Consider the following 24604-nt stretch of genomic DNA (forward strand, 5'->3'; position numbering starts at 1 on the left):
CGTCTGCGGCGGTGGTTATTCGAAGATCAGCGCCACGCTGTTTGGCTGCGCCGCGGCGCGCAACAAGGGCACCTGCGGCAACCGGCTGAACATCCGCGTCGAGACCCTCGACGGCATCGTGCTGGCGGGGCTGCAGCACCGGCTGATGGACCCGGATATATTCAAGGAATTCGCTGCCGCGTTCATCGCGGAACGCAACACCATTCTCGCGCAGCAGAACGCACATTACGAGACTGCCAAAACCGAACTCGGCCGGGTCAAATCACGGCAAAAGGTTTTGGTGCAGGCTTTGATGGACGGCATGCCGGCGCGCACGGTTAAGGACGAGATGATCGCCCTGGAAGCCCGCGAGGATGATTTGCTCGCCCAGCTCGCCAACCAGCCCGCCCGTGAGCCGGCGCTGCATCCCAACCTTGCGGAAGTTTACCGCGAGAAGGTTGCGGCACTGCACACCGCGTTGGCCGACCCGGCAACCAAGGATGAAGCCTTCAGCATCATCCGCACGTTGATCGACGAGGTTCGTCTGATCCCTGAGAACGGCGCGCTTCGCGTTGAGATCCGCGGCGCGCTGGCGGGAATCCTGGCTTTATCGGCCGCAAACGACAAAACCGCCCGTGTTTCCACGGACGGTTCTGTTTCTGTTCTGGTTGAGCAAATCAAGATGGTTGCGGGACCTGGATTTGAACCAGGGACCTTCAGGTTATGAGCCTGACGAGGAATAATTTCTCTCAAGTATATTCTTTGGATTTTTAAAACCACTATTCCACTACCCTTAATAATGCACTTGAAAATCACCAATCGTTCCGACTTCCACCAAAAAATGCCCTAATAGGGCGTAAGAAGCAAAATAAACGGTCTATATCGGCGGACGGTTCAAGCTACGAAGAATCGGTTGGGCGGCCGCGGAAGACCAAGATGCTCACGCAAATCCCCCGGCTAGCTTTACTCCACCAAGCTCCAGAACGAGCTCTTGCGGGCATGCTCCCGCCGCAGTCTGACCACATAGGCATCGTGCGCTTCCAATCCCACGAACGCCTCAACCCCGGCGGACAGGCTGGCGCAGCTCAGCAAATGCCGCGCGGCGTGCTTGTAGCGGCTGGAACGGTTGTGGATGAGCGCAAAATCGATCATCGCCCGCAGCACCAGCACGGCCGCCAAATTGTGTTTGCCCGCCAACGCCTCAGATGCCGGGGTCAGAACTTCATAATGATCGCCATCCAATTCGCCCGCGCGTTCCAACACCAGCGCCGCCGCGCGGTTCAGGTCCGGCCACGAGATCAAAAATCCAAGCGCTCGCGAAAAATTCTTATCCTTTTTGACAAGATCAAGCGCCTTGTCCTCGGCCTCGACATCGTCAAAATCCGGCAGGCGTTTCAGATAACCCCGCAAATGTGATGGCGAAAGTGCGTGCTCAAAGCAGTACCATCGCACGGCCTGGGCCTCCGTGGCACGGCCCATTGCGTCCAGAACCGCGATGCGGGCGTCCTCCCACTCAAAATCCAGCCAATCTTCCCGTGCGCGCTGGCGGGGGACAGCCGTCTCAATGGCATTCCAGGCTTCCTCCAACCGCCCTACCGCGAGCAGTCTTTGAGCGATCTCGGCGGCGAAGGCCGGCACCTTGCGGGTTTTGACGTCATACTGCGCGATGAAAGCGTCCACGTCCCCCTGGGCGTCGGCAATTTCCTGCAAGGCCAGTTTCACGGTGCTGGGGCGGGAACGCTCGGCAATCTCATCCTGATAAATCGGCCCGGAGGAGCCGTAGCCAATCCTAATGCGATCTTTCGCCGCAGGTTTCTCTACCGGCCGGTTCGACAGATCAACCATGAGCTGTTTCAGATGGTCCAGCCCAGCCTTCCCCATTGCCTTGGCCAGGGCAGCGATAAGCCCATCGAATTGGCCGTAATCATTGGCAAGCAGCGCCCTGAAGGTCTGCTCTGCCAGTGCCTGCGCCGAAGGCTTGGCCAGCACGGCGATGGCGCCGAGATCTTCACAGGCCTGATGAAAAATCGGGCTGATATGGCCATTGCTGTCATCGCAGCGCGAAAAGATCGAGTTGGCTAGCTCCATGAAGCGCCAGAGCAAGTCGAGCGCTTCCGTCGGGTCACGCTGGGCGACGGTCCCGGCAATGGCAGCGCGCTGCGCTTCAAGATCAGCCGCCAGGGGCTTAATGCCCCGCCAATCCACGAAACTCCGCGCCCGGCCGATGGCGGCAAGCCGCTTGCGGACCTCCTTGCCCAGCTCGACGGGGCTTTGCGCCCCCGCCAGCTCCATTCGCAGCCTGCGCTTCGCCAAGGCATCACCAGTGCTGATCTCAATCAGCAGCGCGGCGAGGCGCTCTGCCCCCAGCACTTCCAGGTTTTTGGCGTTCAGTGTTGTCGTCTTGGCCATGCAATGTCCATCCGAAGTCACCTTGTCGTGGCATGCTTGGCTTTGGCCTGACAAGCCATGCTGGCAGAGCTCAAATTTCGAGCCCGTACTTCGCCAAAAATCCACACAAACAATTGATTCTATTTGTTTAATCAGCCAGGATCACGCACCCATAAATTGACCCCAAGCCGTAGATGCTATAGCCGGAATCGTGTGAAAGGGGCGAGACGATGACCGAAAGCAGCATTTACGAACGGCCGATTCTCAACTCGCCCAATCGCGGGCCTGACCAACTGGCGGCGGCCAAATTATCATATTTGTGGCATTGAAGTTATGCAACGAGCAGTCGGGCCGACAATCGAACCGGGAAGCTTCGTCGAGCTGCGGGGCCGTCCGTGGTTGGTCGAGCAAGTCCAGGGGGAGGCGAACGACCTTCAGACCCTCAACCTCTCGTGCATTTCAGACGACGCTCAGGGCGAGCGGCTGGAAATCCTCTGGGATGCCGAAATCGGCGCTGTCGTGCTCGATGAGGATGGATGGCGGAATATCGGCGCCGGCCTTCCTGACCGTGCTGAAGTGTTGGCCGCCCACCTACGCGCGATAAGATGGCGTTCTGCGACCGCCGCTGATCGCGACCTGTTGCAAGCGCCCTTTCGGGCAGGCATTCGGCTCGATGCCTATCAGCTTCTCCCGCTTCGTAAGGCGTTGCGGCTTCCGCGCGTGAATCTGTTGATTGCGGATGACGTGGGCTTGGGCAAGACCGTCGAGGCAGGCCTTGTAGCGCGAGAGCTCCTGCTGCGGCGGCGGATCGATTTCATCGTCATCGCGGCCCCGCCCGCTATGACGATCCAGTGGAAGGACGAACTGGAAGCGAAGTTCGGGCTTTCGTTCGAAATCATCGACAGAGAGCGGATAGGCGAGATGCGCCGGCTTCGGGGCTTCTCCGTGAATCCCTGGGCGACCGGCTCGCGATTCATCGTCTCGCATCGTCTCCTCACGGATGAGGTTTATGCGGCTGGACTCCGTGACGTGCTCGGCGAGTTTCGTGCCCGTGCGCTATTCGTTTTGGACGAGGCGCACCACGCCGCGCCCGCGGCGGGCATTCGCTACGCAATCTCAAGCCAGCTCACGAAAGCGGTTCGCGAACTCGGCGAGCGGTTCGAGCACCGCCTTTTCCTGACAGCCACGCCACACAATGGGCACTCGAACAGCTTCTCGGCTTTGCTTGAGATGCTTGATCCCCAGCGCTTCACTCGGGGTGTCGAGGTTCGCCCAAAGGATCTTGAGCCCGTCATGGTCCGGCGGCTGAAGGCCGATCTTCGGCGCCTTGGCGAAGCGTTCCCGGAGCGGATCATCGAGGCGGTTCGCATCGACGGTCTGCCGGAGGACACGCCTGAACTCGCACTCGCCCGGCAGCTTGCCACGTACGGCGAGATGCGGATGCGGCGCATCGCTAATCTTCCGACCCAAAAGGCGTCGATGGCGAAGCTGGCCTTTGTAGGTCTCCAGCAACGGCTGTTGTCGTCGGTCGCGGCGTTCGCACGGACCCTGAAAGTCCACAGGGCAACATTGCAGCGAATGCTCGATGGTGAAGAAGCCGGCTTGGTCGCTGCCGCCGCGCTGGCGTTTGTGGGCGGCCCCGCGAGCGAAGACAGCGCCGAGCTTGGGCTTGAAGGCGAGCGCGCCGAAAAAACTATCGACGCGGATGACGACGCCACGGCCGAGGCCGCTTCAGCCCTTGGCGTTGCAGACGCAGCGAAGGGAGACCTGCGCGCTGAACTTGCCGCGGTCGATGACATGCTGGCCATCGCAGAGCGCTACGCGTCGCGGCCCGACGCCCGGGTCCGGTGGTTGACCGATTGGATAAAAGCCAACCTTCTCAGCGGCCAAAACTGGAATCGCCGGCGTCTCATCATTTTCACAGAATACGAGGACACGCGGCGGTGGCTCGAACGACGCCTGCGTGAGGCGGTGTCGGACACGGATCGCGCTGACGATCGAATTGGCGTCTTCACCGGCGCAACTGGATCGGATCGAAGGGAAGATGTGAAACGAGCGTTCAACGCGGATCCCGATGTTGAGCCCTTGCGCATCCTCATTTGCACTGATGCGGCCCGCGAAGGCATCAACCTCCAAAGCTATTGCTCCGACCTGATTCATTTCGACCTGCCGTGGAACCCCTCCCGACTGGAGCAGCGCAACGGCCGGATCGATCGCAAACTTCAGCCGGCGAAGCAGGTTATTTGCCGTTACTTCCGCTACGAGCAGCGCGAAGCCGACATCGTATTGGAAGCGCTGGTCCGGAAGACGGAGACCATCCGCGATCAGCTCGGATCGGTCGGCCAAGTGATTGAAGAGCGCATCGCGAAGCGTCTGGCCGAAGGCGGCATTTTGCGTGGTCAGGGCGCGGCGATCGCTCGTGCCATCGCTGAGGAAAGCGATGCCGAACGGCTCAATCGCGCGCGCGCCGAAATGGACGACGACGAGCGCGCGCGTCACGAACGGTTGCTGAAGGAGCAGGCCGATCTGCAGCGCGCACTCGAACGGTCGCGTGAGCGAGTCGGTGTCGACCCGGAAGATCTTCATCGTGTGGCTGCGGCGGCGTTGTCACGCGCCGGGTATGTGCTTGACGAGGCCCGTGGGCCGGCGATCGGCAAGGTGGCAACCTACCGCCTCAATCCCAACGATCCGGCGTTCACAAAGGATGCGGGTTGGGACGACGCCTTTGACGATCTGCGAGTGCGACCGCGGAAGCGCGGTGAGCGTCTCGGCGACTGGCGGCGCGATGCGCCCATCCGGTCAATTGCTTTCAGTCCGCCGATCATGGCCGACGGCCGTGACGCCTCGGACGTGGTGCAAGTGCATCTTGAGCACCGCCTGGTCAGACGGCTGCTGTCTCGCTTCCTCAGCCAAGGCTTCCAGTCGAAGCTTTCGCGTGTGTCGGTCATTTACGGGCCGGGCGCGCAGCCTCGTATCGTCCTGATGGGACGCCTGGCGGTCTTTGGCGCTGGCGCAGCTCGGCTGCACGAAGAAGTCATCCCGATTACCGCGATCTGGACAGAGTCAGAACGCGACCGCAAGTCGCTCCGACCGCTGGGCGAGAGCGGCGAGGAGAAGACCCTCAATCAGCTCGAAGACGCCCTGCGTGACGCGCGTGAAGCGTCCGGCGCCGCGGTCGCCCGTATCCAGGCTCTCGTCACGAAGGATATCGCCGACCTTGTCCCAGCCTTGGAAAAGATCGCCTCAGAACGCCTGACAACGGTTACTGCGCAACTCCAGAAGCGAGGCGAGGAAGAGGCTCGCTCGCTGTCGGACCTGCTTGAACAACAGCGGTCACGTATCGCCAAGGCGGCAAAAGAGTTCGATCCCAATCAGCTCACACTAGATCTCGTGCCCGAGGAACGACGCGAGCGAGAAGCTGACCGGCGGCACTGGGAAGGCCGCTTGAAACGCCTTGAGCGTGAGCTGCGGGATGAACCGAAGCGGCTCCGTGATTCTTATGAGGTGCGTGCGCATCGCCTGGAGCCGGTTGGTCTTGTCTATCTTTGGCCGGTATCAGGATAAGTACGATGGCTACGGAAATTTATCGCGATCCAGATCTTGAATGGCTCGACCATGTGCCGCCTGTGGGCCTCGTTGTCGCGCCGACGCTCCTGAAAGAATTGGGACTACCACCAATTAGGCAAACGCCAATCGACACTGGCCTAGTTGCTGAGATTATTGGCGCTGACTTTTCCATACCGGCACTCACTGACCCCTGGGCGTTCGTCGAGAAGGTGCTCGGCTGGGAAGCGCGCCATGTTGCCGGTGCTCCCGGTGGTCCAGCTCTTCCGGATGAATTGTTCGTGGCGCTCCCCGAGCACGGCACGACACTGCGGCCAACTTGGGCGGTCGCTGGGCTCGGGGACAGCGATCAACGCTGGCAACTCCTTGTGCGTATTGAGGCGCCGGGAATTGATCCCGACACCAGGAACGCGCTCGATGGCTGGGAGGCGACCCCGCACCAGCGCTTTGAGCGACTATTGCGTGATACGGGTGTCTTCGCTGGTCTACTTATTTCCGAACGCGACGAACGCAGGGATGGCGAGATTCGATACTATCCTGAATTTCGCCTGATTTATGCGCCCCGTGGCGAAACGTCTGGCCATCAGAGCTTTCCGATCCGCCCCATGGCGATGGTTGCCGGCCGGTCGATGCTTGGCGGCCTGAAGCTGCTGCTTGATCGCAACCGCCTCCTTTTAGGGCCCGATGATCGTCGCCTGCCCGCCCTTCTGAAGCGGAGCCGAGATGCTCAGGCTCTGGTCTCCACTGCCCTGGCGGAGCAAGTTCTGGGCGCACTTCATGAGCTGCTGCGTGGGTTGGACAACGCTGAACCGGCGCTGGTGCGTGAACTCGCGGTCAGCCGTCCCGATCATCTTTATGAAGGGTTGCTGACAGTGTTGATGCGCCTGGTCTTCGTGCTTTATGCAGAAGACCGGGACCTCCTGCCGTCGCGATCAGACGCGCGGGCGCGGGAAATCTACGAGACCAGCTATTCGGTCCGCGGCCTTTACGCGAAGCTCACAGAGGACGCGACACTCAATCCCGATACGATGGATGAGCGGCGCGGCGGATGGGGCGGATTGCTGGCGCTGTTTCGGCTGATCCACAAAGGCCACAAGACCGGCTTCGTTCAGGCGCGTGGCGGCAAGCTGTTCGATCCGGACGAATTCCCTTTCCTCGAGGGCCGCGCCTCGAAGGATGAGCCAGCCCGAATTCTGGCCGTGTCGGACGGGTGCCTGCTTCGCATCCTCGAAGGGTTGATGACCTTGAAACTGCGCGGGACAGAGCGAGAGCGGCTGTCTTACCGGACCCTCGACGTCGAACAGATCGGCTCGGTGTACGAGACCGTCATGGGCTTCACGGTCGAGGCCGCCAAAAGCCGCGTGCTCGCCATCAAGGCGGGCAAGAACAACAAGACGCCGGTGTTCGTCGCGCTCGATGACCTTCTTGCCAAGAAGGGCAAGGACCGGATCAAGGAGCTGAAGGAGAATGTGGGCCGCGCGCTGACGGCGGCGCAGGGCAAGCCGGTCGAGGACGCCAAGAGCATCGACGATCTGGTGGCGGCGCTCGACGGCATGGTCGATGAGCGCGGCTCGCCAAAAAAGCGGGTCGCGGCATCCGGAACGCCGATCCTGCAGCCTACCGGCGAACGGCGGCGGACCGGCAGTCACTACACCCCTCGGTCGCTCACTGCGCCGATCGTCAAATACGCGTTGGAGCCAGCTTTCGGGAAGCTCGGACCAGACGCGACGCCAGAGCAGGTGCTGGAACTGAAATTGTGTGATCCGGCCATGGGGTCCGGCGCCTTTCTGGTCGAGGCCTGCCGCGCCTTGGGCGAGCGGCTGGTCGCCGCCTGGGCGCGCTGGCCTGACAAGCGGCCCAAAATCCCGGCGGATGAAGATGAGGAGCTACATGCGCGCCGCCTGGTGGCGCAGCGATGCCTCTATGGCGTCGACAAGAACCCGCGCGCGGTCGATTTGGCGCGCTTGTCGCTCTGGCTGGCCACGCTGGCGCGAGATCATGAATTCACCTTCCTCGATCACGCGCTGAAATGCGGCGATAGCCTTGTTGGGCTGACGACGGCGCAGATCGCCGCAGCAAACTGGGATGAATCGAAGCCGGGGCTGCCGTTGTTTCGCCAGTTGGTGCGAGACAACGTGGCCAAGGTAATGAAGGGCCGTGCTGAAATCCAGAACGCGCCAGACGATACGATGCGCGCCATCCAGGAGGCACGTCATCGCAATCTTGAATCGGAAGTCTCACCCATCCGTGTCATGGGCGATGCGGTGATTTCGGCATTTTTTGCGGCGGACAAAGCAAAGGCGCGCGAGAAGGCCCGCGCCGATGTCGAGAGCCAAATCTCCAGCATGCCGCCGCGCTGGGGTTTGCTGGCAGCCGCGGCCGCTCGGCTGCGTGCGGGAGAGCACGGCCTCACGCCGTTTCACTGGCAGGTCGAGTTCCCTGAGGTGTTCGCGCGCGACAATGGCGGGTTCGACGCCATTGTGGGGAATCCGCCTTTTGCCGGGAAGAACACGATCATCGCTGGCAACTCCAAAAATTATTTACCTTGGCTACAAACGCTCCATTCGGGTGCGCATGGGAACGCCGACCTTGTGGCGCATTTCTTCCGACGCGCCTTCGGCTTACTGCGGCAAGGTGGCGTATTTGGTCTTATCGCCACCAACACCATCGGGCAGGGCGATACGCGTGCATCGGGGCTGACCAAGATCATCGCCGATGGCGGTGCGATCTTACGCGCCACGCGAAGACTGAAGTGGCCGGGGGAAGCGGCAGTCGTGGTCTCCGTCGTGCATATCGTGAAGGGTGACGTGGGCTCACCAGTGCTCGACACGCGGCCCGTGCGGCGCATTTCGGCCTATTTGGTCGAGGGCGATCTTGATACCTCGCCTGTCGCGTTAGCGGCAAATTCTGGCAAGGCCTTCGTTGGTTCATACGTGCTCGGCGTGGGCTTCACCTTCGATGATGCAGCCGCGGAGAAGGGTGAAGCTGAGCGCTTAGATACTATGCGTGCGCTAATCGCGAAGGACCCTAGAAATGCCGAGCGCATTTTCCCGTTCATCGGCGGTGAGGAAGTGAACACCGAACCCGAACATCGCTATCATCGTTTCGTAGTCGACTTCTTCGACCGCCCGTTAAAACGCGATCCAGCTCTGCGCTCCTGGTTCAAGATGGATGACAGCGAGATCGCAAGATGTCGGGTTGAAGGCGTCGTTCCGGGAGACTACCCAGACGAAGTTGCCGAAGATTGGCCGGACTTGACCGAAATTATCCGTCGTCGCGTGAAGCCCGAGCGGGACAAACAGAAACGCCCGGCTCTAAAAACGCGATGGTGGCAGTATGCGGAAAAGCGGCCCGGGCTCTACCGCACGATTGCCTCGCTTAAGTCAGTCTTTGTGAACTCCAGCAAAGCTGCGCCCCAATATGCAATCGCCTTGTTGCCCAACGGGCTCGTCTATTCACAAAACCTCAATGTGTTCGCCCTTGAAGGCTTCGCGTCCTTCGCGTGCCTTCAAACATCAGCACATGAGATTTGGGCGAGATTTGTCGGCACGACCATGAAGGATGATCTTACATACACGATCGAGGATTGCTTCCGCACGTTCCCATTCCCCGCCGATTTCGAAACCGACCCCGACCTTGAAGCGGCAGGCGAGGCCTATCATGCCTTTCGTGCGCAGCTAATGATTGCCCGCAAAGAGGGCCTGACCAAAACCTACAACCGCTTCCACGCGCGCGGCGAAAACGGCGCTGATATCGCCCGCCTGCGCTCACTCCACCAAGAGATGGATGTCGCCGTGCTGCGCGCCTATGGCTGGGACGATCTGGCCGATCGTGCTGGGCCCGAGTTCATCGATCAGGAAGCGGACGAGGGCAAGACGCCCAAGACCCGCCTCGACTGGCCATCCGACTTCAAAGACGAAGTCCTCGCTCGGCTACTAGCCCTCAACGCCGAACGTGCTGCGACTGAACAAGCTGAAGGATTTTCATTTGTAGATGAGGATGAAAGCGAGCCTGAAGGCGAGGAAGAACTTGATTAGAAAAACTATTTTCTTTTTGGCGTCGGTGAAAAAGATAAAACTCCCTTGTTATCAAAGTCGTACTGGTTGTGTTTCTTGAATTCATCTAGCGCTGTTTGCGCGAGCATTTCGCGCTCTAAGAATTCGATCATTGCTTCGTTTGTGCCTTTGTCGTTGGACCGGATAGCGTAGCCCAACGCGGTACGACCAGGATCATCACAAAGGAAAAGATCCGCACCCAATTCTAAGAGATGACGAACAACAGTCAGATTGCCGCGCCGAGATCCAAACAAGCCGCCACCTTTGGCGGCGAACATCAATGCCGTTACGCCATAACCGTCTTGTTCGTTAACTGAGATTTGTAACATGGTAGCTACGTCAGGTTTGTACTGCCTCGTTCTGACCATTTCAGTCAAAGCTGTACGCCCGTTTTTGTCCTTAAGCGTAGGGGAGAGGCCAGTTTGAAAAAGTGCATCACACATCGCTGCGGCTAGTTTATTTTTTTCGATCCCACAGGCGACATGCAATAACGTATTACCGTTACGATCTAACAGCCGATTCAAATCCGAGGCTGGCCCGGAGAGATCGCGATAAATATACCAAAACCCCTCGATATCACCTTGGGAAACCACGCGAAACAGTGATTTTGGAAAGAGATTTTCTGATCGATCGAGGGGCCCTTTACATTTAGGGCAGGGATTAGTTGAACATTTTGTGCAAAGTTTCTCGAACTCAAACCCACAGGCTTTGCACGTCATGGCACCGACTTTATAATCGGCTCCATCACCGCAGATTTCGCACGGGCCGATAATGACGGAAAACGTCATCGGCTATTTCCTGCCTTTAAGATAATCACTCAGGGAGTTTGCTCCCGCTCGGTCCAGCAGCGTGTCAAGGTGCATATCGCCACGAACGTCAGGGGCAAAACCGGGACCATAGGTTTCCCGGAGAGTGTCTATCCGCGTGTTCCCGTTCTTGCGCCGAATCTCGCCGTTCTGGTCTCGTCTTCGATCATCTAGTCCTGAGTTTTGTACTTTTTTGCTCATTTTCAGTCCTTTATCACCACCTATTACGATATCAGGTTCGTCGAAGCGGCATCCGCGAACCAATAAACGCAAAATAGTCTTGCATTTTAGTTTTTGCAAGACTAAATGTATTTGACGGATGGAGGCACGCATGATGACCCAACTTATCGGCACGCGGCTCAAGGCGCTGCGCGAGCAGCGCGCCATGAGCCAGGATGAGCTTGCGCGCATTTTCGGCTTCAAGGACAGGCAAACGATATCGGCCATTGAAACCGGCGAGCGCCGGGTGACGGCCGAAGAACTAATCCTTGCCGTGGAAAAGCTTGGCGCCTCGCTAGAATACTTCACCGACCCTTTCATGCTGGTCGGAGAGGGCCGGTTCTCTTGGCGGCAGACCGCCGTTGGTCCCGAGCGACTCGCGGCCTATGAGCGCAACGCCGGCCGTTGGATTGCCGCATACAGGGCGATTGCGCCCCAGGTGGGCCGCGGGGCGCCGTTTTTGCGGCGCGCGCTAGGCCTCTCGCGGCAAAGCCGGTTCGAGGATGCGATGGAGGCGGGAGAACGCTTCGCCGCCGAATACAAGCTCGGAGACGTCCCGGCGCTCCGCCTGGCCAAGGTCATGGAACGGGAACTCGGCATCCTGGTCCTGATGGTCGACGTATCGAATGGAATTTCAGGAGCGGCCTGCCGTTTGCCAGAGCTTGACGCCGTCCTGATAAATCGTCACGAGACGGTCGGCCGGCGACACTTCGACTTGGCCCATGAATTATTCCATATCCTAACTTGGGATGCGATGCCGCCTGAGCACGCGGAGGCATCGCTAGAGACGGGCGGCAACCGCATCGAGCAGCTCGCCAATAATTTCGCGTCTGCCGTTCTAATGCCAACGCATGTTCTCGATCGATATGGCATCTGGTCCGACCTCAGCGAGAGCAAGTTGGTCGCCAAACTGAGCGCCACAGCCGATGAGCTTCAGGTGACAGCTTCGGCGCTGAAATGGCGTCTGGTCGCGATCGACAGGCTCAAGCTGGCAAAGGCCAAGGCAATTTCTGACGCCACCTTGAGAAATAACGGGCGTGAATCGGACGACTCCCCGACCCCGCCACCATTTTCGAAGCCATTTCTTGAGGTCATCGGGCTGGCAATCGACGCCGGGCACCTTTCAGCGCGCCGCGCCTCTGGCCTGCTGGACATGACCGTCGACGATCTGGCTGAACTCTTTGCTTTTCATGGGATTGAGTCCCTGGTTGATCTGTGAGGAACGATGCCTCGTTTTCGCGGTGTCGTCTTGGTTGATACGAACGCAATCCTGGAATCATTCAGGGTCGGTTCCTGGCGCGCGCTCGCTAGTGGCTACAACGTCGAGACCGTCGAGGATTGCGTGACGGAGACCCAAACGGGATTTCAGCGCCGGCGGCCGGAACAGCAGATTGACGTGGCCCAACTTGTGGCCTCACTCAAGGCCGTTCATCCTGTGGACGACGCGCAACGCGCCGTCGTCGCGGTTAAGGCGCCTGATATTGCGCTGGACGTAGGGGAGCAGTCGTTATGGGCACATGCGCTGACGCGAAAAGATGTCTGGGTCCTGTGTGGACCTGATAAAGCCAGTATGCGGTTTGGGGTTCGCCTTGGGCTGAGGGACCGGTTGATTGCCCTCGAAGTGCTTCTGACCGATGCAGGTCACCGGCCGAAAGAGGCGCTGAAGCTGCCGTATACGACCAAGTGGCTCGAAAAAGTCCTTGCAGAATTTTTCATTTCAGAGGGGCTTGGGCGGTCATGACAAACTCAGTCGATATTCGCGCCCAGATCGTGGATGTCTTTCGTCGAGACCTCATCGGTCCGGGGCTGCAGGACGCAGATCTTGCCAACGAGCGCCTGAATGAAAGCCCGGCACGCTGGTATTTGGCCGGATTTATTGCCCCTGCAGACGATGCGCTCGCCCTGGACGGGGATGATGACGAGAACGATCTGTCCGCCCAGGAAGAGATGGAAATCGACGTTGAGGAGCCGGACGCCGATGGCGCCGGCGGCGCCGCGACCGACAACGAGGAGCCTGAAGCCCCCAACGCGCGTCGGCGTTTTCTGCCGTCGTCCGTTGGGCTGACGGTGTTGCTCGATCCGGATGTGACGTCGATCGAAGCACGCGTTTCGTGGGGTGACTATCGAACCGAACCACCATTGCCGGAAGCTATCCTTCTGCCCGAGCCCCTACCGGAAGAGCTTGGCGAGGACGGTAAGCCCAAGCGCGTTGAGCGCCCCATGGTCGAGTGGGTTCGGACCCCGAAAGACCGGGTCATGGCTCTTCCCATCAAGGATGGCCGCGGCGGCCCGTTCGTCGTGCCGGAGAGCGCGGCCGAACAACGCCGCGGTGGCGGCCTGGTGCTGGAAACCCATTCGCGCTTATTCAGTTACACCACGCCGGACGGCAAAACTGAGCGCGTCCGTGCCCTTACTGTCTTCCTCGTCAATCGGCGGGCTACAGTTCATCGCTTCTACGCCGATGTCAGCTACGCTTTTCAGGCGCGGATCGAACTTGTAAGCGAAGCGGGGTTCCGTGCGCGTCGCGACCTTTCTGGCTATCGCGCCCAGGAATGGGATCTTCGGATCGCGGATCTGCACTATCGCGACATGCGTGAATGGGCTGTAGGGCGGAACGCCGCCGCTGGATGGGACACTTCTGAAGACAGCGCCAACGGTGTGACGCGGGTATGGACCGACCCGCTGCCGTCGGCGGAGGTTGAACGCGTAGCGCCGAATGAGGACGCTGAATTCAAGGCGCAGGTGACGTTCGGCATGGAAGAGCTCGCGCAGTTGGCGGAGGGCGATGGCGCCAGCCTTCGCGCCGCCTTGGCCGATCTGCCATCGCTCTATGGAATTTGGATCGACGCCGAGCGCAACAAGCTTTCAGGCCTTCCCGCCCGCCGACGCGAGACCGGCGAACGCCTTGTCGCCGAGATGGTGACCGCGAAGGACCGGATCGCAAAGGGCATCGAGATTCTATCGACGGACTCAAAAGCCCGCACGGCGTTCCGGTTCATGAATCTTTCCGTATCCATGGCCGCGCGCCGTCGTGTCGCTGGCGCGACAGGCGATCCGAGTGCTCTCGATGAGCCACAGTGGCGGCCGTTTCAGCTCGCCTTCGTGCTGCTCAACATGGCCGGCCTAATCGATCGAACTCATGTCGATCGTGAGACGGCGGACCTGCTGTTTTTTCCTACAGGCGGCGGCAAGACCGAGGCCTATCTCGGCCTCGCAGCCATGGTGATTGCGCATCGGCGGCTGGGCGGATCGGGCGTGCTCGGCGCTGGCGTCGCCGTTATCATGCGTTACACCCTGCGCCTTCTGACGCTCGACCAGCTCGCGCGCGCGGCAGGTGTCGTCTGCGCGCTCGAACTGATGCGCACCGACGCCAAGAACGTCGATGAGCGCGGTCGCCGGATGCTCGGTGACTGGCCAATCGAGATCGGTCTGTGGGTCGGCTCCGACGCCTCGCCGAACAAGCTGGGCGGCAAAGGAAAGTCTGACGAGACAACAGCTGTCGGTCGAATTCGGCGCTATCGCAACGGGCGTGACAAGCGCGCACCGGCCCCGCTCAAGGCTTGTCCGTGGTGCGGAACCGAGTTCACGCCTTCATCGTTTTCCTGCACGCCGAACGAACACGCGCCGATCAATTTGGAAATTCGGTGCGCCAACACCAGCTGTGAGTTCAGCAGGAATCGACCGCTGCCGGTGCTTACGGTCGATGAGCCCATCTACCGGCGTCTTCCGGCGTTTCTGATCGCTACGGTCGACAAGTTCGCAGCGCTGCCCTGGGTGGGTGAGACCGGCGCTTTCTTTGGGCACGTTGACCGTTTCGAAGATGGCGTCGGCTTCTATGGGGCGGCTGAGCCGGGCGAAGGCCGACCATTGGGCAACGGCTGGTCGCTGGATCCGCCCGATCTTATCATCCAGGATGAATTGCACCTCATTGCCGGTCCCCTTGGAACGGTCGCGGGTCTGTATGAAGCGGCGATTGATCAGCTTGCCTCGCGAGGCTCCGGTGAAAACCGCGTTCGCCCGAAGATCGTGGCGTCGACCGCTACGGTCAGACGGGCGGCCGATCAAATCGCCGCTCTGTTCGATCGGGACACAACCAGCATTTTCCCGCCGCCCGGCATTGATCGTGTCGATAGCTTCTTCGCTCGGACAGTGCCCTCATCGACCAATCCAGCCCGGCTCTATTTGGGCATCGCGGCGCAAGGCCGCGGCCCGAAGCTGGTCTTCCTGAGGTCTCTGACAACGCTCGTGTCCGCCGCGCAGGCCGCTTACGACGCGAATATCCCTGCCGACGCCAAGGCCAGGAATCCTGCTGATCCGTACATGACTGTGCTTTGCTATTTCAACGCGTTGCGCGAGTTGGGTGGCGCGCGGCGCATTGTCGAGGATGAAGTGCGTGATCGGGCGGCTCGCTACGGCGCCCAACGCCGACGGGTGGACCCTGCCGATACACCGTTTGCCGATAGAGCCATCAAGGAGCCGATGGAGCTCACATCTCGTGTCTCTACCGACGAGGTCGCGAAGGCGAAACAGCGTCTGGAGGCGATCTTTGGCCGGGATGCCGAAACCGTCGATGTGGCTCTCGCGACCAACATGATCTCGGTTGGTCTCGACATCACGCGCCTCGGGCTGATGGTCGTGCAGGGGCAGCCCAAGACGGCCGCTGAATACATCCAGGCGACCAGCCGTGTCGGCCGTGACCATTCCAGACCCGGCTTAGTGCTGGCGGTTCTGAACCTCCACAAGCCGCGTGACCGAATGCACTTCGAGCAATTCGGCCAATTTCACCGCACATTCTATCGCGCCGTTGAAGCGACAAGCGTGACACCTTGGGCGGCACGGGCGCTGGATCGCGCCTTAGCTGCGGTCGTGGTCGCTGCGGCGCGCCACGTGGATGGCGCACTCACCCCGGATGTCGCGGTCAATGAACTGAAGAACAATGTCGGCATCCGCATCTTGGTCCGAGACTCGATCGTCGATCGCGCGCCGGAGCGGATGATCGCGGGCGGTCGCGCCGCTCTGTCAAAGCTGATCGACGACATCTTGGATGCCTGGATTGAGACTTCCGATGAGCAGGCGGCGGGCGGCAATGCGTTTGCCTATGCCAAGAAGAAAAGTCCTCATCGACTGCTGCACATGCCGCTCGAACCGGAGATCGGCAACTTGGCGGAACCCCACCGCCGTTTTGTGGCGGGCCGTTCCATGCGCGACGTGGAACCCAACGTCACCCTGAAGGTCAGGGATCCTCACGGAAACACGATCGCGAACGCGGATGATCTCACATGACCAAGAATGCTCAACGCCTAAGCCAGTTGATTTCGACCTTCGGTCCGGGGGCGATGATCGATCTGCCGACGCGGTCAGTCGTGGTGGGCGGACTCGAACAATGGGACATGAAGGGCAGCGCCTTCTCGACCCTTCCAGAGCCGCGTTTGACGATGCGCCTTGAGCAAATTCTGAAGGAGCAAGGGCGCCTCGATCCGGCAGCCAGTCTGACCTTGAGAACACCGCCGACGTCGGTTGATTCAAAAGATGGCGTGCCGCGTGGCGTCGCTGCGCCGATCTTCCCGACATGGTTCATCTGCGAGCAGGTGGAAACGAACACCTCCGGCGCCAAAACGACCCGCCGTCGGCGATTGGTGCGTTGGCAGGACCTCGACAGCAAGGGCCGCAGGAAGTTCCAATACGACGACGGACGCAAGAGCGATGTGACGCCGATCCGTTTCGTGTGCGCCTGCGACAAGGGGCATCTCCAAGATATCGACTGGCGTTGGGTCGTCCACGGTTCCGGGACATGTCACGAGCCGATGTGGGTGGAGGAAAAGGGAACCAGTGCGGACCCGGCAGACACCAGCATCGTGTGCGGTTGCGGCCGTCGTCTGTCCCTGCAAGACACCTTCCAGCCAGGGCGTCTGGGCAAATGCCGAGGCGAGCGACCGTGGCTGCTCGACCGAGACCCGGAAGGCTGCGGCGACAATCTCAAGCTCCTAACGCGAACCGCGACGAACACCTACTTCCCGCAGGTTCACACGGTGATTTCGCTGCCGACAGAGGAGGATGAACTCAGTCAGCTTGTCGATGAACTATCGGGGGATCTGGCCGGCGTTCAAACAGTCCAAGACGTGGCGCAGGCGAAGAAATTCAATCCGAAGGTATCGGCGTCGCTCGGTCCTTATTCGGATGGTGACATTTTCGATAGGCTTCAGCGCATTCGTGAGGGTGCAAGAACTGACGCCACACGGTCACCTAAGTTGTCCGAGTTCGATACGTTTGCCGGCGGCCGTTCTGAAATCGGCGCGAACCATCCGACCGCAAAGCTCTACGCCCAGACTCTTCCGCGCGAGGCTTGGGCTGACCCCGATGCCGGGATCGATTTATCGGGGATCAAAAACCTGGTCGCGGTGCATCGCCTTAGGGAGGTTTCGTGCCTCTACGGGTTCACGCGATTTGAAGCTGCGCCGACGGGTTCTGATGGCGACATCGAAGATATTACGTTGAGCGTTCGTGGCGCGCCCATATCGCGTGATGCTGACTGGCTGCCAGCAATCGAGCAATTTGGGGAAGGCATCTTCATCCATTTTGATGCCACCGCGATTGCCGCATGGCTCCAAAAGGAGGCCACAGCTGTCCGAAATCAAAAGCTGCTGGCTGGATATGGCCACTGGCAAAAGCGTTTTGCTGGGAAGGCGCCGGCGTACCCAGGAACGGCCTACGTGCTGCTTCATAGTATATCGCACGCGTTGATGGCCGAGATCGCCCTCGATTGCGGCTATCCAGCCAGTTCGCTGAAGGAACGTGTCTACGCGCTATCGAGTACGCGAGGGGGCGGCGACGTCGACCGCTGCGGAATACTTATCTATACGGCGAGCGCAGGTGCGCAAGGCACACTCGGCGGTCTCGTCGCGACGGCTCCGAGGTTCGCCTACATCCTCAAGAGCGCCCTGGAACGCCTGAGGATCTGCTCAAATGACCCCGTTTGCGCCGATCATGAACCCGATGACAGGAGCGGTGACCGGGCAACCCACGGCGCTGCGTGTCATGGATGCCTCCTGATCGCCGAAACGAGTTGTGAGATGAGGAACCTCTTCCTCGACCGCAGTCTCCTTGTACCAACAATGGGTGATGATTTGTCCTGCTTCTTCTCGTGATTGTAAGCACAACGTTGTTGGGGGTTGGCCGTACAGGCAGGCGTGACTCCAGGTCTATGCTGAGTGATACAAAGGTCCTTCGATCGTGGGATAAGCATTATCTGCCATGCCTCCGCGTTTGCTTTCGTTGCTCCATATAGACATCCTGCAAATCTTGGCCTCGCTGGCCAACCCGATGCCAGAATTCCGCGTCGAGTTGGCTACTGACCAACGGGCGACGGGCCACCTTGGCCAGAAGTTCCGCCACATGCGCGCAGACACGGGCAACACGCGCCAATGCCTCTCCATGACGGCCCAATTGCGCCGCCAAAGCAGGCAACTTCTCTTCAAGTGCCTGCGCCATCCTGAGGCTTAATATCCGTTCTCGCAGCACCGAAGCCTGCTCCAGGCCGCCCCCGCGCACTTCCGCTGCGCGGTGAACCCTCTGCATTGCCTGGACCGCGCCACGCCGCAGGCCAACGGCACGATCGATCAATGCCAGCGCCGCTTCCTTCTCCGGCGTTTGCGCAAAATTGCGGATGATATTGTGCAACAGATCACCGCGCCCAATCTCGCGCCGGTCGCCCAAAGGCCTCCGCGCAATCACCTCAGCCCGCTCCGCCCCCTCCGATGTCACGATAAAACTCTGCTCTCGATGCCGGCTTCCCGATGTATAGGCCCCAAACGCCGAGACCAGTTTCGTGCCGGCGGGCATCGCATGGATATGCTCCGTGACAGTGGTTCCCTGCGCGGTATTTGTGGTCAGCGCATCACCATAGGCCAACTGAACTCTGCCGCTGGCCTCATCGCGCAGTGTATCCCAGGCGACCGCCCCCTCCCTGCCCGCACCATTTCTCAAGGTCAGGCCGGCGGCGTCGAGGGCTATAATTTCCAGCACTGACCCGTTGCGACCGATATTCCCGACCGTGCCGGTCTCTATGAATTTTGCATTTGTACGCCGGAACAGGCGCACCCGATCTCCCACGGCGAGTGCCAACTCATAGTCCCGCTCTCCCGCGCCATAGGTGGCTTTGATCGTGATTTGATTCGCCCCAATTTCTCCCATGGTCCGGCGCTGCTGGCGGATGGCCAGGCTGATGTCATGCGCTTCCGCGTTACTCGGCGCGCTCACCGAAATGCTGAAGTCTGGCCGATCCCGGTTCGCCTCAAGCCGCTGCCGCCATAGGTAAGCCGTTTGCGCCACCGCCTCTTCATATCCGCCCGGCACAACCTGCAACGTGCCGTTTGCATCCTTCCGGCGTACGGCCTCTTCTGTCTGGCCATTGCGGAACATCAGCACGGTCTCGCGCTCGTCCGCCGCCTTTTGCCTGACCGAAGAGCCCAATTCCGGCACCTTTTCGGCGCCCAGGGCCTGGCGCAGCAGCTCGATCACCGGCCCGGCCTCCACCGCCTGCATCTGCTTAGGGTCACCAATCATGACCAGTTGGAAGCCCTTCTCCGCCTGCGCCGCCATGATCGCGTTCAGTTGACGTGTGCCAAGCAACCCCACCTCATCAACGACCACCACGGATTTGCGGCCGAGGACCAGCTTTCCCCGCTCCAAATCCCGCAGGAACGCCGTCACAGCGCGGGTATTCGCGGCCGCTATCCCGGCTTCCGCCAGATCATCCGACTGCCGCCACGCCAGGGCGATGCCATGGACCACCCTGCCATCCGCCTGCCAGGCCCGAACCAACGGCTTCAATAATGTGCTCTTGCCGGAGCCCGCCACGCCTATGGCGAGCCCCACCCGCCCGCCAGTGCCCAGCTGATCGATGATCCGCCGCTGCGCCCGGCCATGCGCACTTGTAAAATCGATCTCCGGGAATGAGGCCACAGCCGTCGCGATGGCTTTGCGCGAGAGCGCGGCAGAGCGGTCGTGCGCCCCAGCCCGCGCCGCCTCAACGAGTGTCTGTTCCTCCCGAACCTCGAGCGTCGTTGTTACCGCCACCCGGTCCCTGCCCTGCCGCCCCGGAACACGCCCCCAGATCAACGCGGCGTCCTCACCCCGGCGCTGAACACCCCGTTCGCGGAAAGCCTGTGTGATGGCGTCGACATCGCGGGCCTCCCCAATCCCCGCGGCGATCAGCCCCTTGGCGGCGGCGATCCGGGCATCTGCACCATCAATCACAGCCCGCCGGTCGAATTGCTTGGCCAGCAACGGCAAAGCGGCCTGGAAGGCGGTCTCCAGCCGCTGCTCACGGCTGGGGAGAGGCATGACACCATCCGGACGCAGCACGCTCCGGTGCTCATAACCCAGCCGCGTCGCCGTCGCTCGCCAGGCAGCGAGGTCGCTAACATCATCGCTTTTGGCCTCGCGCGGGTTCTGTACCCCGGATTTGAGCAGGGCGATTTTCCGGGCGGGCGCGAGATCATCCCACTCAAGCCCTTGCGCCCGCGCATATTCCCGCGCCGCGTCCGTGCCGCTTGCTGTCCGCTTGCTGAACTGCGCCACGATGCTTTCCGGCACAGCTGAGAGCTTGGCCATTTCCGTGCGGGCATCGAGCTCCACCGCGACGCCATCGGCGCGCAGATGATTGGCGAGATAGGCCTGATACAGCGCGCCCCATTCATGGATTCGCCCTTCGAGCAAGGCGAGGTTGATGCTGCCCACTCGCCCGCTCGGCGTCTCCACGATGTTGAAGACGGCAACATGGGTGTGCATCTGCATGTCGCCCGGCGCACGGCCTTGCGTGCCGGTCAGCGTATGCAGCTCAGTGACCGGCTGGCCGTGCTCGTCTTCCCGCACGATCTCAACCGTGGGCCGGGCCGCGTAATGATCGAAGGATACCCAGCCGATGGAACCGGCCTCATAACCCCGTTTAGCCGCATCCCCGATTGAAGCGCGGCCAATCTCCCCCTCAATGGTGGTCATGACATTGTCGATGGCGTCTCGGTGCGCCTGATGCAGCATCGCCTGTTCGGCTTTGGTGGGCGCGAAGGCCCAGGCGATGGAGAGGGATTTGGGCGCGGAGAAGGTCAGATCGATATAGCCAATCCGCATCTTGGCGGCTTCAAGAATGGTCCGGTATTGGCGGGCACTTAACCCCCGCCCCTCGGCATCACGCCCGGCCAGAATATGCGTCCGCTGTTCGGGGGAAGGCGTTTTGTCTTTGACGCCCAGGCTCGAGAGCAAACGCCTTACCACCCGCTCGGGCTCCTCAGCGGACAACGGCTCACCATTGACCTTCCGCCCCGCCAGCATCCGCGCCAATTCTTCGGGCGTTGGCACCCGTGCTGCATCCAAGCCAAAAATCTGCGCCAGCGGCAGGCTCGAGGCGCGCTGCACCCGGCCCTCGATGGTGCCGCCATCCGCGCGCTGGCCGTTCAGCAGGCACGCCACCTCATCCGGCTTCAGCCCGCGTCGCAGCTCGATTCCTAACCGCCGCGCCAGCAGCGGGTTCATATCCCGCCGCGGCGTTGCCGTCGCACTGCTACGATCTGGCGCGATGGCGGCCTCGGCCATCGCAGCGTCCAAGTGTCTCTCTTTGTCGTCTGTCCCCTCACCGCCCCCGTCTCTGGTTGGTCTCGCCCCAGACCGCCGAGCCAGACGGCCCAGCGCTTCTTCACGGCCCACCAGCCCCGCCGCCGCAAAGGCCGCCAAAGCCCGCAAAATCAGTTCATCCAGCCCATTATCCGCGCCCGTGGCTATTGCAGCGCCGCTTTCGGCAAGGCGTTCCGCTTCCACCCGCACCAGCCCATCCAGCGTATCCGCCACCAAAGGAGTGCCACCGGCCGTGAACCGGCCGTAGCGCGACGCGGCCGCATCGGCGAGCGTTGGCGGCGTCACGCCCTGCTCGTAATATTCCGCCATCGCCGCCATCTCGGGCGACAAGGTCTGCTGCAATAAATGTTCGCTCATGAACCTCGCCGCAGCCGGCGCTCCCGCCGCCCCGGTGCGATAGGTCAGCATTCAGCCGCCCTCACCATCCATGGCCGGACTCTGTGGCCATTCCGGCCCGTTATGATCCGGCGGTGCTTCGCCGGGCGGCACGCCAAAGGCCACGCGCAGAACCAGCGCCAGCCCGTCGAATTTGCGTTCCACATCGCCGACCGATGCATCCAGATCCATGATCGCCTCAGTCAGACCCTGCAAGGTTTTAAGCAGCGGCGATGGTGCTGAATCCGCGGCGGCAAACTCACTGAGCTTGCGCAGCATCGTGGTCTGAACGTGCAACGTGTCAAGCATCAACCCCAGCGCGCCATTCATCGCCGCTTGTCCGGCATCAAGTGCGGCCAGCCGCGTGGCAATTGCCTCCAGGGACAAATGCGAAGATACGGCCGAGCCTCTACGATTCGCCTTGTCGTTCAGACTTTCCATCAAACAAGCGAGACGGCGCTACGGCAAACCGGCACGGAATCAGAACGAGTTTTCATGGCGTCAGCCGCCGCCTATGCGGCACCTCCAGGGGCGGTGCTTCCAGATCATTGAGCGTTGGCTGGCGCGCGCTGTCAGGGATACGCGCCTCCGCCCGTGCATCGCGCAGCAGGCTCGCTGCCCGGGCCAGGGCGGCATTCTTCTCCGGTGTGGATTTACTCGCCACCGAAAGCCAGTACGCGGCGGCGGCGCGGTCGAGATCGGCGTCTATTTCTGACATCGGTTCATACTCCTTGTTGGTTTGATTGCTGGTTGGTGCCGGTCTGATACCCCGGCTTGTGGAAGCGGTTTTCCGCGACAAGCGCCCGCATCTCGGGTCTGCGGAAATAAATCGCCCGCCCGCAGCGCAACGGGGCCATGCCGCGCGCCAGGACAAACATCTCGTCATCACGCACGTCATGCATCAGCTCCGCCTTGCGGATCAGCGGCCGGCCGATCTCATGATAGGAAATATTTGAACCACGCGACAGCGAGGATGATTGCATCGCCTTACCGGATTTGCCGGTATTCATCCCCTCGGAACTTGCCATTACCCCATAGGTGCCAAAGGAATTTTCCAGCTCAGTGGCCGTATCGAGATCCTGCACCGCCGCATAGCAACGATAGGATACGCCGTCATACCAGGAGCGTTTGCCCTGTTCGCCCCATTGTTCGACGATCTGCCCACTCGATTGATAAAGTAGCTGCATGGTGATGCCGTATTTGCGCCCCGCATCCCGCGCAGTTTCCAAGATTTTCATATAACCAAGCCGCGCCGCCTCATCGAGCAGGAACAGTACCCGGCCCTGCATCGCGCCATCGGCCTCGTAGACCGCATTCAGCAGCGCACCGATGATGGTGCGCGATATCCCGGGCTCCGTTTCCAGCGCCTTCAACGGCATTTTGAGGAATATCGTCACCTTGCCATCCAGCAAGGCCGAGGTCTTAAAACTATTCCCACAAACGAGATTGGCAAACGCCGGATTGGCGAGCCAAGTTGTCAACTCGGCGGCACTACCGACCACCCCACTGAACGTCTCGTCGACCAGCCCGCAAACCGGCCCAGCGAGTTGGCGCGCATAGGCACTGGGGCTGGCCTCGAAGATCCCCCGCAACACGGCGCGGACCTCGTTAACTGGCATAGCGATCGCCCTGCGTACTGCGCGCAAGGTTTTGATTTTTTGCGGCGCTGTCTCGTCGAATAAAATATGGGCCAAAAAACAGCGCACCACATTGCGCGCCATGCTGTCGAAAAAATCATCTTTTCTGGCCGCTGGCTTGGTATCCCCGCACACCCAGGCAACGACGGAATCAATATTGGTGGCAGCCAGCGGCGAGGCGATGTCAATCCAGTCCAGCACATTGAAGCCGGTATCTGTTCTTAGATCGAGCTCATACACCGCCTGCCCCATCGCCTTGCGCGCGTCCCGCAACATCGGCGCGATCTCTCCGGCGGGATCAAGAATGACCGCCGAGCCAGTCCAATGGAGCAAAGTCGAGACTGCCGTCGTAGTCTTGTAGCCGCCACTGCCAATGACCATTAGCGAATGCGTTGGCCCCTCTCGGCACGGATCGATTAATAGCGCTGCCTGGCCACCCTGTCCCCAGGTTTTGGCGTTTTCAGGATCAAACCGCCGGGCCGCAATTTTGTCCTGATCAACGCGATACGCCTCGCCGACGACAATGCCGCCAAAGGTCGGGTGCGCGCCGGGGAACCGCTCGCGCGCTTCCACCATCGTCATCCACGCGGCGCGACCATGATTATCAGTCACCGCCAGCGGCGATTTGACGATACCGCCAAAGAGTGGCCGCCGGAGTTTTGGCCCCACCACTTGCTGGCCGCGATAGATGAGTGCCGTGATCATCAGCATTGGTGGCACGGCACCCACCCCGGCACTGATTTTGAGCCAGAGCGCCACACGCGGATTGCCATCAAAATTCAACGCATATAGCCACCATTGCCAGAATGGATGCGGAAACTCATGCAGCAGCCCGGTCCCGAACAAAAACACGAAGGACGCCACCACGGTCCAGGCGATTAACACCAGGATAAAGCCAAAACCTGCTTTGACAATGAGTTGGCCGGTTTGCTCTGAGATGGTGATGCTCATG

The 24604-nt window shown here is 60.7% G+C and carries 13 protein-coding genes and 1 pseudogene; 7 read left to right on the plus strand and 7 right to left on the minus strand.

Annotated features, from left to right (window positions below; translation table 11 throughout):
• Positions 1-706, plus strand: a pseudogene (locus tag QQJ84_RS14955) (recombinase family protein); the annotation flags it as partial.
• A 236-nt stretch (positions 707-942) separates the two neighbouring features.
• On the opposite strand, the gene QQJ84_RS14960 reads toward QQJ84_RS14955, so the two are convergent.
• Positions 943-2388 (minus strand): DUF6880 family protein, encoded by a 1446-nt coding sequence (locus QQJ84_RS14960; RefSeq protein WP_284259110.1) that lies wholly within the window; start codon positions 2386-2388, stop codon positions 943-945.
• A gap of 312 nt (positions 2389-2700) precedes the next feature.
• Between QQJ84_RS14960 and drmD the strand changes: the two genes are divergently transcribed.
• Positions 2701-5931 carry a DISARM system SNF2-like helicase DrmD gene (gene drmD / locus QQJ84_RS14965; RefSeq protein ID WP_284259111.1) on the plus strand — a complete coding sequence of 1077 codons (3231 nt, stop codon included), beginning with the start codon at positions 2701-2703 and terminating at the stop codon, positions 5929-5931.
• Between the two features lie 5 nt (positions 5932-5936).
• Complete coding sequence (locus tag QQJ84_RS14970; RefSeq protein WP_284259112.1) at positions 5937-9968, plus strand: Eco57I restriction-modification methylase domain-containing protein; 4032 nt, start codon at positions 5937-5939, stop codon at positions 9966-9968.
• A 5-nt stretch (positions 9969-9973) separates the two neighbouring features.
• On the opposite strand, the gene QQJ84_RS14975 is transcribed toward QQJ84_RS14970, so the two are convergent.
• Complete coding sequence (locus QQJ84_RS14975; protein WP_284259113.1) at positions 9974-10774, minus strand: ankyrin repeat domain-containing protein; 801 nt, start codon at positions 10772-10774, stop codon at positions 9974-9976.
• 3 nt (positions 10775-10777) lie between these two features.
• Positions 10778-11125 (minus strand): hypothetical protein, encoded by a 348-nt coding sequence (locus QQJ84_RS14980; RefSeq protein ID WP_284259114.1) that lies wholly within the window; start codon positions 11123-11125, stop codon positions 10778-10780.
• Here QQJ84_RS14980 and QQJ84_RS14985 point away from each other — a divergent pair.
• The 4 genes from QQJ84_RS14985 to drmB are packed head-to-tail and all read left to right on the plus strand — an operon-like array spanning position 11124 to position 18156.
• On the plus strand, positions 11124-12230 hold the full coding sequence (locus QQJ84_RS14985) for an XRE family transcriptional regulator (RefSeq protein WP_284259115.1): 1107 nt from the start codon (positions 11124-11126) through the stop codon (positions 12228-12230). The two genes, QQJ84_RS14980 and QQJ84_RS14985, sit on opposite strands and share 2 nt — an antisense overlap.
• Before the next feature lie 30 nt (positions 12231-12260).
• On the plus strand, positions 12261-12752 hold the full coding sequence (locus QQJ84_RS14990) for a hypothetical protein (protein ID WP_284259116.1): 492 nt from the start codon (positions 12261-12263) through the stop codon (positions 12750-12752).
• Positions 12749-16294, plus strand: coding sequence for a DISARM system helicase DrmA (drmA, locus tag QQJ84_RS14995; protein WP_284259117.1), 3546 nt, complete (start codon positions 12749-12751; stop codon positions 16292-16294). The genes QQJ84_RS14990 and drmA overlap by 4 nt, the downstream gene beginning before the upstream one ends.
• A complete protein-coding gene (drmB, locus tag QQJ84_RS15000; protein ID WP_284259118.1) occupies positions 16291-18156 on the plus strand; it encodes a DUF1998 domain-containing protein in 1866 nt (621 codons plus the stop codon). Before drmA ends, drmB begins: the two co-directional genes overlap by 4 nt.
• A gap of 97 nt (positions 18157-18253) precedes the next feature.
• On the opposite strand, the gene mobF is transcribed toward drmB, so the two are convergent.
• From mobF to QQJ84_RS15020, 4 genes are read right to left on the minus strand one after another with little or no spacing between them, the layout of a single operon-like run.
• Positions 18254-21997 (minus strand): MobF family relaxase, encoded by a 3744-nt coding sequence (gene mobF / locus QQJ84_RS15005; RefSeq protein WP_284259119.1) that lies wholly within the window; start codon positions 21995-21997, stop codon positions 18254-18256.
• A gap of 51 nt (positions 21998-22048) precedes the next feature.
• Positions 22049-22456 (minus strand): hypothetical protein, encoded by a 408-nt coding sequence (locus QQJ84_RS15010; RefSeq protein WP_284259120.1) that lies wholly within the window; start codon positions 22454-22456, stop codon positions 22049-22051.
• A gap of 52 nt (positions 22457-22508) precedes the next feature.
• The gene (locus QQJ84_RS15015) at positions 22509-22733 is read right to left on the minus strand and encodes a hypothetical protein (protein WP_284259121.1); all 225 of its coding nucleotides are present in this window, start codon (positions 22731-22733) and stop codon (positions 22509-22511) included.
• A gap of 4 nt (positions 22734-22737) precedes the next feature.
• Positions 22738-24603: a type IV secretory system conjugative DNA transfer family protein gene (locus tag QQJ84_RS15020; RefSeq protein ID WP_284259122.1), complete on the minus strand. Its 1866-nt coding sequence runs from the start codon at positions 24601-24603 to the stop codon at positions 22738-22740.
• Position 24604: the final 1 nt, after the last annotated feature.

This window comes from Acidocella aquatica, assembly GCF_030160635.1.
GTDB lineage: Bacteria > Pseudomonadota > Alphaproteobacteria > Acetobacterales > Acetobacteraceae > Acidocella > Acidocella aquatica.

Excerpts from the sequence above, each read along its gene's own strand:
- QQJ84_RS14960 (WP_284259110.1), bottom strand. The coding sequence starts at position 2,388 with ATGGCCAAGACGACAACACTGAACGCCAAAAACCTGGAAGTGCTGGGG.
- drmD (WP_284259111.1), top strand. The coding sequence starts at position 2,701 with ATGCAACGAGCAGTCGGGCCGACAATCGAACCGGGAAGCTTCGTCGAG.
- QQJ84_RS14970 (WP_284259112.1), top strand. The coding sequence starts at position 5,937 with ATGGCTACGGAAATTTATCGCGATCCAGATCTTGAATGGCTCGACCAT.
- QQJ84_RS14975 (WP_284259113.1), bottom strand. The coding sequence starts at position 10,774 with ATGACGTTTTCCGTCATTATCGGCCCGTGCGAAATCTGCGGTGATGGA.
- QQJ84_RS14985 (WP_284259115.1), top strand. The coding sequence starts at position 11,124 with ATGATGACCCAACTTATCGGCACGCGGCTCAAGGCGCTGCGCGAGCAG.
- QQJ84_RS14980 (WP_284259114.1), bottom strand. The coding sequence starts at position 11,125 with ATGCGTGCCTCCATCCGTCAAATACATTTAGTCTTGCAAAAACTAAAA.
- drmA (WP_284259117.1), top strand. The coding sequence starts at position 12,749 with ATGACAAACTCAGTCGATATTCGCGCCCAGATCGTGGATGTCTTTCGT.
- drmB (WP_284259118.1), top strand. The coding sequence starts at position 16,291 with ATGACCAAGAATGCTCAACGCCTAAGCCAGTTGATTTCGACCTTCGGT.
- mobF (WP_284259119.1), bottom strand. The coding sequence starts at position 21,997 with ATGAGCGAACATTTATTGCAGCAGACCTTGTCGCCCGAGATGGCGGCG.
- QQJ84_RS15010 (WP_284259120.1), bottom strand. The coding sequence starts at position 22,456 with ATGGAAAGTCTGAACGACAAGGCGAATCGTAGAGGCTCGGCCGTATCT.
- QQJ84_RS15015 (WP_284259121.1), bottom strand. The coding sequence starts at position 22,733 with ATGTCAGAAATAGACGCCGATCTCGACCGCGCCGCCGCCGCGTACTGG.
- QQJ84_RS15020 (WP_284259122.1), bottom strand. The coding sequence starts at position 24,603 with ATGAGCATCACCATCTCAGAGCAAACCGGCCAACTCATTGTCAAAGCA.